This window comes from Paenibacillus sp. GCM10027629, from assembly GCF_042676425.1.
Lineage (GTDB): Bacteria > Bacillota > Bacilli > Paenibacillales > Paenibacillaceae > Paenibacillus_K > Paenibacillus_K terrigena.
The window spans coordinates 211,024-222,884 of sequence record NZ_JBHTGZ010000005.1 but is presented as its reverse complement, the minus strand read 5'-3'; the positions used below and the strand labels follow the sequence as shown (position 1 = coordinate 222,884).

Genomic DNA, 11,861 nt, shown 5'->3' with positions numbered 1-11,861 from the left:
CCTCATTTATTTTTAACTTTGCATCCTCCTTCCGTCTTGTTATGATGGAAATAACTAACATGGACTTTCGGAGGATCAATTCATGCGACTTATTCAGAACGTTACGACGACCTGGAACGAGTGGAATCGTAACATCCGCCTATTCTTTATCGCCAATATCTTATTTCAGATCGGCACGGGCATGTTCAGTGTTCTATACAATTTATATATTCAAGCGCTGGGTTATCAAGATGATATGAACGGGACGATTGTCAGTGTTCAATCCTTAGCTACAGCGCTTATCTTTATTCCGATCGGTCTCATAAGCGATCGTACAAGCCGTAAGTCGCTATTGATCACCGGCGCTCTATTCACGGGGATTAGCTTCATGGGCCGCGCCTTCGCAAGTGGGGAGTCGGCACTCATGATTTATGCCGTATCTGCCGGATTATTCATGGCCTTCTTCCAGATTATCGCGATCCCTTTCCTCGCTGAGAATGCGGGCAAAGAACAGCGGCTCAAGCTGTTCAGCTACTACTCTTCGATGGTTCTCGCAGCACAAGTGGTTGGCAGCATCGGTGGAGGACTCTGGGCTGACGTACTCCAATCTGCGGGAGTCAGTAAGATCTCCAGTTTACAGATTGCACTCTTGACTGGTGGCGTTGCGAGCTGCCTTGCCTTTATCCCGCTTCTGTTGGTCAAGGATTCCGTGAAGCAGCAGGCTGCCATGAAGCCAGATCCGTCTGCCTCGGTTGCAGTTCCACCCGCTCCGCGTGGAGATTGGAAAACGATCAGCAAATTTACCACCGCCCAACTACTCGTCGGATTTGGCTCTGGGCTCGTCGTGCCTTATTTGAATCTCTATTTCACCAATCGATTCGCCGTATCCCTGACCGCCGTCGGTATCCTCATCTCACTTGGACAAGTGATGACGATCATATCGATGCTGATTGGACCGTACCTGGCACAGCGTGTGGGACAAGTGCGCGCAGTCGTCTACTTCCAGATGCTGTCTCTGCCGTTCTTGCTGCTCACAGGCTTCACGAATATCTTCCTCATTGCATGCATCAGCTTCTTATTCCGGCAAGCACTGATGAACGCCGCGAATCCGATTCAATCATCGATTATGGTGGATCGCATCTCAGATGCACGGCGCGGCATCGCGAACTCCATGACACAGACCGCCTTCATGCTCGGCTGGGCTACGATGGGTCCTGTGCAATCGCACCTGCTCAGCACCTACGGCAAGTATTGGGGATACGTCGTGACCTTCTGCATGACGGGCGTGCTCTATATCTGCGCTTCGGCCTTGTATTACTTCATGTTCAGAGAGCGCAAGTCTGAAATAGCGAAGTCCCGCAATGTTCCACGCCTGCCCACTGCATCGAAATAATGCCGCAACACCACGTTCCTATATCCGTTTTCACACAAGACAAGTCGCTTGTTGAACATACGAAAGACCGCCTTCCAGGAAGGCGGTCTTTGACAATGATTTACATGATCACACTGTCGAACGACGCAAGAACAAATACGACAAGGCGGCGAAAATAATCGAGAATGGTATGGTGCGAATCGCTAGGTCCATCGCTGTTTTGTCCGCGAACCACTGGAACACGGCCATCCAGTCCCCGAAATACGTCATATAGAATGAGAATAAACTGCTAAGCAAGAACAATACGATGAATAACGTGAACGTTCCTACTTTTCCGAATCGACGATGGTAGCATGCAATAATGAATCCCCAAAAGCTCAACATGAGCATGATGAAGAAGAACACCAGGAATTGTTGCAAGTAGCTGCCCGCGTACAGATAAGGCAAATGGAAAAATCCTAGCTTCACGCCCCAGCCGGATGTGGCCGCCTCGATCCAGGAGAGCAATGACAGTACGATGGAGAAGACGAAGCTCAGTAGGGTTAATGTGCTCGCTGTGCCGGTGAAATAATCCGATCTCCGCACCCCAAGTCCGAGCGCGAATGGAATCGTCTGAGGTACCACAACAATCCCCGCGACAAGCATATAAACGAAGATAGACATCACCCCGCCGGAGTAGAAGCCCTTCTCCTCTTGGATCAAGCCACCAATGAGTAAATTAACAGAGAAGGAGCCCAGACATATTATCCATGGTAAATACAAGTAGCCAAGTTTATCACGAAGATGCATTTTCATTACACCTATCGAACGATTCATTATGCCTCACCAGCCTTTCTTACCGATCCGCCTGTTAAATAAACAATGAGCTGCTGCAACGATACTGGCGTAATGGTTAATCCAAACGATTCTGCCCGTTTGCGATCCTCCGTGCTTCCGGCTCCCATCACGGTTGCCGTAAGCAGTCCGCCGAAAGGCTCGCGGTGAATCACTTTTCTCCCTCGAATGAACTCCTCCACTTGCGATGTCGTTCCTGCCACAGAGATCGCCTGCCCGCGCAATACTTCAGTATCTTCATTCAGGATCAGCTTCCCTTGGTCGATCACCATCACATGCTCGAGTAGCTGGCTGACTTCGTCTATTAAGTGCGTCGACAGCACCACAGTACGTGGATATGCCGCATAATCTTGAATTAATTGATTATAGAATAGCTCCCGTGCAACGGCATCGAGTCCCAAGTAAGGCTCATCGAAGAACGTAAGCGGCGCACGGCTCGCGAGGCCTACAATAATCCCCACCGCTGACAGCATTCCCCGAGACAATTTCTTCACGCGCCGTTTGAGCGGCAGCCGGAACTCTTCGATCAATTCATGAGCAAATGCCTGATCCCAATTGGGGAAGAACATGGCAGCAACCTCAAGAACGTCAATAACACGATAGTTATCGGGATACTTCTGACTTTCCTTAATGAAGCAGATTTGGCTTAACACACGATTATTCTCATAGGGCTCTTCGCCGAACACCTTCAGCTCCCCACTCGTCTTGAATTGCTGCGCCGTAATCATATGCATAATCGTCGTCTTGCCGGCTCCGTTCCGTCCGAGTAGACCATAGATTTTGTTCGCCTCAATCGTGAACGTCACATCCTTGACGGCTTCGAAATTACCATATACCTTCGTTAATCCCTTTACTTCGACTATACGACTCATGATCCTTTCCTCCCTGTACGAATCATCTCTGCCAACTGCTCGCTTGTAATTCCGAGCTTCTCAGCCTCTTGCATCATAGCAACGACATACTGTTCATAGAATTGATCTTTCCTTTTCTCCACTAATTGCGCGCGTGCACCTGTTGCTACGAACATCCCGATCCCTCGCTTTTTGTATAGAATACCTTGATCTACAAGCAAATTGACGCCTTTCGCAGCAGTAGCCGGGTTGATCTGATAGAACGTAGCAAATTGGTTCGTTGACGGCACCTGCGACTCTTCAGGCAATCTTGTTTCAATAATGTCATCCTCGATCCGTTCTGCGATCTGCATGAAGATCGGACGACTGTCATCCATCGATATCATTTTTATCACCACCAAGTTGGTTCATTACTCATGTAACTAACTATATAAGTAATCAACTCTTTTGTCAATCCTATTTTCCAAAAATAGCCTTAAGTAGTTTGAAAACAAAAAAGAAACCTTCCTTTGGTGACACGGAGGTAACTCTACCCCCATCACTAAAGAAAGGTTTCTTTGTTCTTATTGGTTATCCCTCGATAGTCCAAGCAATATCCGCCATAATCGGCAAATGATCCGAAGGGAATTTACCTGCTAGATGATCGCCTAGAATGCCAAACGTCTGCACCGATACCTGTTCATTGACGAAAATAAAATCAATCGGCGAATCGAATTCAAACGTTGCGTTACGCGTATGCTGGAGCTCTCGAGGGAACATCTGCGCCGCCATCGCTTGACGATCAAATCCGTGGAACGTGAAGTCTGGGCCAAAGTGGCGGTACGCGGACACTACGGAAGCATCCCGCAGCTTCAATAGGCTTCCGTCTTCCTCGCACATGATGCGATACGGCAACGAAGAAGAAGTACAATTGAAGTCACCTGTTATGATGACCGGATTCGCTCCTGCCACTCCTGCAGCCCGCTCGCGCAGCAGATAAGCGCTCTGCTCTACAGCAACAACGCCAACATGGTCAAAGTGTGTGTTCATATGTACGAATTCTGCACCGTCCTGCCGATCGCGGAACTTCGCCCACGTCGTTACTCGTGTGCAAGCTGCATCCCACCCCATGGAACCCGGCTGCTCCGGCTGCTCTGACAACCAGAACGAACCGCTAGTGAGCAGCTCGAACCGGTGCTTGCGGTACAGGATATTAACGAATTCCCCTGCCTTATCACCGTCATCTCGCCCTACGCCTACCAAACCGTATTCCGGAAGCAACCGCTCCAAATCCTCAACCTGATTCAGCAGTACTTCTTGAAGGCCTGCAATGTCTGGACGATGGAAACGAATCATCCCCGCCACCATATGCGCACGCGTCGACCAAGCATTCTCGTCTTGATCCCCATATGCATTACGGATATTGAACGACATACATCTCATTTCGTGCACCAACGCTTGTTCCTTCATGCCTCTTCACCTCATTCATATACTTTAGAAAAAAGAATGATTCATCATATAAAAACAATTCCAATATTGTTACTGTATGCCTCCTCACCAAAAAGTTCAAGTGTGCCTCTTGCACCGTTAACGAAACAGTGTTACGATGTTTGCGTAACATTGTTTTACTGATGCGAGTGAAGGAGGTTTACCCCGATGGAAGACAATCTCATATCTAAAAAAGACCTGCTGGAGCTCACTGGCATTTCCTATGGTCAGCTATATCGATGGAAGCGCAAGGACCTCATCCCTGAGGATTGGTTCATCCGCAAATCTACATTTACGGGACAAGAGACCTTTTTTCCCAAAGATAAAATATTGGATCGGATCGATAAGATCTTGAACCTGAAAGACAATGCATCGCTCGATGATCTCGCAGATCTCTTCTCCCCCAACTTGACCGAGATGGCCTTGTACAGCGCAGACCTGAAGAAACGCAGCATTGTATCTGATGTCTCGTGGCAGCTGCTCACAGCACAGTTCGGGGAGGCAGAAGTACTCACCTATGAGCGATTAATTGCCCTTTATGTCCTGAATCAGATGCTGCAGACCGGTGAAATGAGCCTTGATGAAGGCCGCATTCTACTGCAGGTACTGAATGATCATTATAAGAAATTCGATGGAAAGAGCTGTGACCTAATTTTTATCCGCAAAATGGGGGTTGCGACATTCCTGCTCATCTCAGGCAGCAGCGAAGTGTACCTGGAGGACCATGCCAAACTCGTCCAGCGTGTCGCCCTATCCAACTCCATCGAAGCGCTCAAAACACGATTAACTGAATAGGAGGAAGGTATATGCATGATTATCCAAGCGGCGATATCCAGATCAATGGCATCGCAAGCTCCAACGGTGGCAGCTTCCGCCAAGTCTCCATCGATGGCATGGGAACAATCCACGGCGACGTGACTTGCATGGAATTCAGCTGCAACGGAACCAGTAAAGTCGAAGGAAATTTACGTTCAGAACGTGCCAACATCAACGGCATTGCGAAAATTCAAGGCGCTGCTCATTCCGATAAGCTGCGGATTGATGGCAAGGTTACGATTCAAGGCAAACTCACAGGGGAAGACATCCAGATGAACGGACATATCAAGATCCATGGCAATTGCGAAGCCGAACGATTCGATTCGAATGGTATCTTTATCATTCAAGGCATGCTGAACGCTGATATCATCGAGATTACTGCGCAAGGCGGTTGTTCGGCGCATGAAATTGTGGGCGAACAAATAACGATTAAACATGCAGGCTCTCAGTTCATGACGAAGCTGCTCAGCGTCTTCATGAACACGCATGTCACGGCAACGACCATCGAAGGAGACTACATCTCGCTTGAGCATGCTACAGCAAGTGTCGTCCGCGGCGGCCGCATCAGCATCGGTCCCGATTGTATTATCGAGCGCGTCGAATACAAAGAAGAACTTCATATTCATCCTAGCTCCAAAGTAAAATATTACACCCAGATCTAACGGGAATTCTGACAAAAGGAGGCGAAACCAATGAGCAACAATAACGTTCGAGATCTTCGTATAACGGGCTCTTCTAGTGCCGCAGGCGGTTACTATCGGAATGTCAGCATAACAGGCGAGGTTCAGATTTCCGGTGATATTAGCTGTGAAATCTTCCGCGGCACAGGCGATACGAATGTATCGGGTGCATTCGAGGCCAAAATCACCCGCATCACAGGGACCACTGTCGTGAACGGTGATATCGCAACCGATCGCTTGACTGTCCATGGTGAACTTAAGGCGATGGGCAACGTTACCCTGAACGATGCCAAAATCGGCGGCCATGTCATCGTCAGACAGAACTTAACGAGCGAAGAGATTAAACTTCATGGCCTCATCAGCGTCGATGGCGATTGTGCCATTGACCACCTACGCGGCAAAGGGGCATTCGAGATCCAAGGACTGTTGAACGTTGGCCAAATGGATCTGGATCTTTATTGGCCGTCACGAGCGCGTGAAATCGGCGGTGAACAGATTAACGTGCGTAAACCGCAAGGTATGGCCAGTATGCTGAAATCGCTGCTCGACATCTTCAAAACGCAGCCGGATTCGCGATTAATCGCAGACAGTATTGAAGGAGATGACATTCACCTGGAGAATACGTCCGCCAAAATCGTCCGCGGCAATCGCGTCACTATCGGCAGCGGCTGTGTCATTGAACGGGTGGAATACCGCAGCAGCTACCAACAGGCGCCCGATTCTTCGGTGGAGCAATGCATACAGACATAGATGGCTTCCCAGTAAAGCCATGAACAATATATAACGTGGAGGAATAACCCGTGGTTAAAGGAAAAAATAATTTGGGGCTTGTCGTAACAGCCCTACTGCTCGGCATTCTCATGGCCTCGATGGATAACACCATCGTATCGACGGCCATGGGCACCATCGTCTCCGATCTTGGCGGCATGGATAAATTCGTATGGGTCACCTCGGCCTATATGGTGGCGGAAATGGCCGGTATGCCCATCTTCGGCAAACTGTCCGACATGTACGGACGCAAACGGTTTTTCATCTTCGGACTCATCTTCTTCTTAGCGGGCTCGATTCTATGTGCAACCGCTGAGACCATCACACAACTTAGTATTTACCGTGCTATTCAAGGGATTGGCGGCGGAGCGCTCGTCCCGATTGCGTTCACGATCATGTTCGATATTTTCCCTCCCGAGAAACGCGGTAAAATGGGGGGATTATTCGGGGCCGTCTTCGGTCTATCCAGTATTTTCGGACCGCTGCTTGGTGCATTCATCACCGATACCTTCACATGGCATTGGATCTTCTTCATCAATGTGCCGCTTGGAGTGGTTGCCCTGCTGCTTGTCGTGCTCTTTTATCACGAATCGCATGAACATTCGCGGCAGCAAATCGACTGGGCAGGGGCTACGACATTGGTCGGCTCCATTATCTGCCTCATGTTCGCGTTAGAGCTCGGAGGCGGTACGTATGCATGGGATTCAACGGTTATCTTAAGCCTATTCGCAGGGTTCACAGTCTTATTCATCATCTTCCTCTTCATCGAACGTACTGCCAAAGAACCGATCATCGCGTACTCGATGTTCAAGAATCGATTGTTCGCGTCTAGTACGATCATCGGTCTGTTCTCCGGCGCGGCGTTCATTGCGGCGGCGGTCTATATTCCGATCTTCGTCCAAGGCGTGACAGGCGGTACAGCCACGAACTCCGGCATGATTCTGCTGCCGATGATGCTCGGAACGACGGTCTCAGCACAAGTCGGAGCCATGTCATCGGTCAAATTTGGGTATCGAAAGGTCATGGTCGTATTCATGCTCATCTTCCTGATCGGGATCGCGCTGCTTACGACGATTACGACGGACACTTCTCGTGGCATGATCACGTTCTACATGATTATTACAGGACTTGGGCTCGGTGCCTCATTCTCCGTCCTTGGGATGGCGGCGATTCATCATTTTGATGCATCACAGCGCGGTTCCGCGAATTCTACGATTGCCTTCATCCGGTCCCTCGGCATGACGATCGGTATTACGATCTTCGGCATGGTGCAAAAGAATGACTTCACGAATGGCCTGAAATCCGCGTTTGCCGGAATGGGTTCGGCGCCGCAAGGCATGGATATGCTATCTGATCCACGAGCGATTCTGTCGCCAGAGGCAAGAGGCAGCATTCCGCCAGAAATTCTGGAAAAAGTCACACATGCGCTCTCTTCATCGATTGTACAGACATTTATGTGGGCACTCATTCCGACTGTCCTCGCGCTGTTATTCACCTTCTACATGACGAACGATCGCATGAAGAGCTACCAAGAGCAGGCCGCGGAAGCGAAGGCGGAAGCGGAAGCGAGAGCAACAACCAGCTCATCATCATAATTGAAGACAAGAAGGCACTCCCCAGGGTTCCATATCATGGATCCTGGAAGGAGTGCCTTTATTCATGTCACCTGGATCGATTACAGATCAAACCGCGGGAATAACACATTGTTCTCCAGATGCACATGCTCGAACGTCATCCCTTCCAACTCTTCCAAGCGGGCATAGGTAATCCGGTAGGTCGTACAAGCGTGCTCTGGCGGCGTGAAATCATTCGTGACGAGACGGAGCTGCTTCAGCAGGTTCCCCGCACCATCATGCTCGCCTTCCAGTTCTGCCACGACTGCCCGTGCATCTGCATGCGAGACAGCATTCGCATCTTCTTCTGCTCGAATGATGCTTGGGAAGGAAGTCTCCTCTTCCTTGGCGATATGCGCCTCAAGCTCTGCCCGCAGCTGACGGAATAGCTCTGCCATCTGAACAAGATGCGGTTGATCCCCGCCATGCACATGATAGACGCGCTCCACATTCGCAGCGATCTGTGGCAGTTGGACTCGCAAATATTGATGATGCTTCTTCACAATATATTCAATCAACGCCCGTGAGGACATGTACTGCCAATCCATCCCGATTCCTAGACTTGGTGCAGCCTGCTTCATCGTATTCAGCTGCTCAACAACGGCCGCCGCATCCAATCCACGTTCTTCAGCTGCTTCTTGGATCGGACGGTTGCCACCACAGCAGAAATCAATCTTGAGCCGCTTGAACACATCACTCGCAGCTGGATATTGCAATACCGCATCACGAACGGTCATTTCTTGTGTAATCATAAGGAATTCGCCTCCAGTTCAATAGATCTTGGTTCATGCAAGATCATCATACGACGGAAGACAAAGGGCCATCGTGATCTCAGTCACTCTGGCCCCATTTTCATAAAATCATTTCATAATAATCATTCGCACTAATAACACGGAAACCGCAATCTTCATAAATGCCAAGTGCGCGCGCATTCTCTACTGCCACTTCGAGTTCGAACCGTGTCTTCCCTTGTTCGCGCTGTAACATGTTCATGAGCTCGACAAGAATACGTCGACCATTCCCTTTCCCCCGTTGGAGCGGATTCACACAGAATCCATAAATAAAGGCGCTGCCTTCCTCGAAGGTAAGGCCCAGCTTGCCGATCGGCTGACCCTCAGCTTCTGCGATGTACGTATATTCCAGTGGGCTATTGAAGGTACGTTCTACATAATCCCGCGAATCCGCTTCCTTCATATCGAATCCGTCAACATTAAGCTGAACCAACAGCTCTTTATCCGCTTCTCGCGCAACGCGAAGTTGGACGTTGTTCTCGCTCATGCCACGAACATGAAAGCCACTAAGATCCGCATCCGTTCGCTCACAACGCATCCAGTGCTCAGATACCTTATACTTCGTGCCCCGCGCGACCAGGAATGCTTGCCCCGCAGTAGAACGATGATGATTAATGAAGAGAATATTGGCGAATCCCCGCTGTCTGCACTCCTCCACTGCCGCATCCACAAGCTGTGTGAACATTCCCCGTCTCCGGTAGAGTGGATGAACCATTCCGCTAATTTCTGCCTCCGAAGATTGGAAGCTATAAATGCCTAAGTACCCAACCAGATCGCCATTCTCATAAATGAGAAAATCATTCGTCTCTTGTGTGGGCCGCGTCTGTAAGGATACCCAGTTCAATTTCAGCTTAATTCCATCCAGCGCATCACAGATGTCCGCCAATATGCGGATGTCATGCAATTCTTGCTCGGTCAATCCTTGCCTTTTCCGTATTTCCATCAGGTAAACCCTCCCATCTATTCCCTATTCTACACCTATGGTCAACCCCTTCTGGATTAATCGATGCCATAGACCACAAAGCTTCCCATTGAAAAAGAAGGCTTATCCTAAGCGATATAAATCGCTTGAAGATAAGCCTTCTTCGCTATCCCTCTATACACGCCCAACCGAATTCCCCGTCACGAGCGTCACATAAATCCGTTCATTCTCCACGGATTCGCCTTGCAGCAGCTTAATCAATTGTTCTGCTGCGAGCGCGCCCCATTTTTTCTTCGAATAGTTAATGGTCGCAAGACGAGGCTGCGTATATTCCGATAGTTCGATGTTATCAAACCCGACGATATGAATGTGCTCCCCAATGCGATATTCCGTTGAAGCTACATAGTTGTAGAACCCAATCGCCATCTCATCATTCAGACAGAACACCGCAACAGGTTCTGTATACGCATCGATAATCATCTTCGCCGCATGCTCCCCTGCGGATTTGTTGAAATCGCCGTCGATCACGATATATTCCACCTTCGGGTGGCGATCGAGTGTCTGCTTCGACGCTTGGAGACGTTGTCTAGCATCATAAGATCCCTTCGGACCGTTCACGATATAGATCCTCCGATGCCCCTGTTCAAGCAAATATTCCGTCGCTAGCATTGCGCCTGCCTTATTATCCAACAGCACTTGATTCACGTTCGGATGGCTCAGCTCACGGTCCAGCACCACGATTTTATGTCCACGATCTGCGTACTGCAGCAGCTCTTCACTATTGAACTGCTCATCCAGAATGATGGCACCGTCAATAATCCGCTCCGGCAGCATCCGATGAGATTCCTTTCCACTGCACACGACCAGATCATATTCCTTATCATTCAGAACTTCTTTAATGCCTTGCAGCAGACCGCCATAGAAAGCACCGCTGAATTCAGTTAAGAACACACCGATAATTCGGGACTCCTTCTTCTTCAGAGATCTGGCCGCCGCATTCGGAACATAATTTAATTCTTTGGCGATCACCAGGATTCGAGCACGCGTCTCCTCGGTTACCTTCGGATTCCCATTCAGTGCGTAAGATACCGTTGAGACGGAAACCCCTGCTTTTTTAGCGATATCTTTAATACTGACCAATACATTCGCCCCTATCTATCAAACCTTCCGACTTCACTTAAATTAAATATACCACAAAAGATTGGCGATCACAGTGGACCGCCAATCCGAGCTACATCAATACAATTGTATTCACTTCGGCTTGCTCAGGAGCAGTCGCTCCAGCTAATGTAAAGAAGTGATGAAAAACAATGTGAATACCAAAAAACAAGGGGTATAATAGAGGTATACTACGATTCTTAAATGAAATGTCATCGCTAATGGAAGAGGTGTTATGATGTTGAAATCTCTATGGGACAAGGCTATGAAGAAGGGATTCTCAGTCGAATTGGACCATCCGCCCAAGAACAAACAAGAGTTCCTAGATGAAATTGAACGTTATTGTAAGAAAGAGAATGTAACCTATACGTTTATAGAATACAATAGACCTGCCGTAGTCACGATCGACCAAGTCGTCTATCAATGCCAAGTTGAAAACGCTGGAAGAGCAGGCTTTGTGCTCCATTTCAAAGAAATATAATTTACAAAACGAGCCTTAGAAGAGAAGCTAACGGCTCGTTTTTTCATTGTCTGGGCCTATCATGGATTCTATACATGATTGTGCCTACACTTGCATTGCAATCCCCATCTATAATGGATACTCGCATGA

Annotated in this window: 13 protein-coding genes; 6 read left to right on the top strand and 7 right to left on the bottom strand. The window is 48.9% G+C overall.

Going from position 1 to position 11,861, the window contains the following annotated elements; genetic code table 11:
* Positions 1-82: 82 nt before the first annotated feature.
* Positions 83-1,372: an MFS transporter gene (locus ACFQZR_RS06990; protein ID WP_379344262.1), complete on the top strand. Its 1,290-nt coding sequence runs from the start codon at positions 83-85 to the stop codon at positions 1,370-1,372.
* Between the two features lie 108 nt (positions 1,373-1,480).
* On the opposite strand, the gene ACFQZR_RS06985 is transcribed toward ACFQZR_RS06990, so the two are convergent.
* The 4 genes from ACFQZR_RS06985 to ACFQZR_RS06970 form a co-directional block, all read right to left on the bottom strand.
* The gene (locus ACFQZR_RS06985; protein WP_379344260.1) at positions 1,481-2,146 is read right to left on the bottom strand and encodes a hypothetical protein; all 666 of its coding nucleotides are present in this window, start codon (positions 2,144-2,146) and stop codon (positions 1,481-1,483) included.
* Between the two features lie 20 nt (positions 2,147-2,166).
* Positions 2,167-3,057 (bottom strand): ABC transporter ATP-binding protein, encoded by an 891-nt coding sequence (locus ACFQZR_RS06980; RefSeq protein ID WP_379344258.1) that lies wholly within the window; start codon positions 3,055-3,057, stop codon positions 2,167-2,169.
* The gene (locus tag ACFQZR_RS06975) at positions 3,054-3,422 is read right to left on the bottom strand and encodes a GntR family transcriptional regulator (RefSeq protein ID WP_018754566.1); all 369 of its coding nucleotides are present in this window, start codon (positions 3,420-3,422) and stop codon (positions 3,054-3,056) included. Before ACFQZR_RS06975 ends, ACFQZR_RS06980 begins: the two co-directional genes overlap by 4 nt.
* 184 nt (positions 3,423-3,606) lie before the next feature.
* Positions 3,607-4,485 carry an endonuclease/exonuclease/phosphatase family protein gene (locus ACFQZR_RS06970; protein WP_379344256.1) on the bottom strand — a complete coding sequence of 293 codons (879 nt, stop codon included), beginning with the start codon at positions 4,483-4,485 and terminating at the stop codon, positions 3,607-3,609.
* A 186-nt stretch (positions 4,486-4,671) separates the two neighbouring features.
* On the opposite strand from ACFQZR_RS06970, the gene ACFQZR_RS06965 reads away from it, so the two are divergent.
* The 4 genes from ACFQZR_RS06965 to ACFQZR_RS06950 are packed head-to-tail and all read left to right on the top strand — an operon-like array spanning position 4,672 to position 8,362.
* Positions 4,672-5,298, top strand: a complete 627-nt coding sequence (locus tag ACFQZR_RS06965; RefSeq protein WP_379344254.1) for a YhbD family protein — start codon at positions 4,672-4,674, stop codon at positions 5,296-5,298.
* An 11-nt stretch (positions 5,299-5,309) separates the two neighbouring features.
* A complete protein-coding gene (locus ACFQZR_RS06960; RefSeq protein ID WP_379344252.1) occupies positions 5,310-5,981 on the top strand; it encodes a polymer-forming cytoskeletal protein in 672 nt (223 codons plus the stop codon).
* A gap of 30 nt (positions 5,982-6,011) precedes the next feature.
* Entirely contained in the window at positions 6,012-6,749 is a 738-nt protein-coding gene (locus ACFQZR_RS06955; protein WP_379344250.1) for a bactofilin family protein, read from the top strand.
* Between the two features lie 50 nt (positions 6,750-6,799).
* On the top strand, positions 6,800-8,362 hold the full coding sequence (locus ACFQZR_RS06950) for an MDR family MFS transporter (protein ID WP_379344248.1): 1,563 nt from the start codon (positions 6,800-6,802) through the stop codon (positions 8,360-8,362).
* Between the two features lie 80 nt (positions 8,363-8,442).
* Here the strand turns inward: ACFQZR_RS06950 and ric are convergent, their stop codons facing one another.
* The 3 genes from ric to ACFQZR_RS06935 form a co-directional block, all read right to left on the bottom strand.
* The gene (gene ric, locus ACFQZR_RS06945) at positions 8,443-9,132 is read right to left on the bottom strand and encodes an iron-sulfur cluster repair di-iron protein (protein ID WP_379344246.1); all 690 of its coding nucleotides are present in this window, start codon (positions 9,130-9,132) and stop codon (positions 8,443-8,445) included.
* A gap of 100 nt (positions 9,133-9,232) precedes the next feature.
* On the bottom strand, positions 9,233-10,114 hold the full coding sequence (locus tag ACFQZR_RS06940) for a GNAT family N-acetyltransferase (RefSeq protein WP_379344244.1): 882 nt from the start codon (positions 10,112-10,114) through the stop codon (positions 9,233-9,235).
* A 153-nt stretch (positions 10,115-10,267) separates the two neighbouring features.
* Positions 10,268-11,233 carry a LacI family DNA-binding transcriptional regulator gene (locus ACFQZR_RS06935; RefSeq protein ID WP_379344242.1) on the bottom strand — a complete coding sequence of 322 codons (966 nt, stop codon included), beginning with the start codon at positions 11,231-11,233 and terminating at the stop codon, positions 10,268-10,270.
* Between the two features lie 253 nt (positions 11,234-11,486).
* Between ACFQZR_RS06935 and ACFQZR_RS06930 the strand changes: the two genes are divergently transcribed.
* On the top strand, positions 11,487-11,732 hold the full coding sequence (locus tag ACFQZR_RS06930) for a DUF4318 domain-containing protein (RefSeq protein ID WP_379344240.1): 246 nt from the start codon (positions 11,487-11,489) through the stop codon (positions 11,730-11,732).
* Positions 11,733-11,861: the final 129 nt, after the last annotated feature.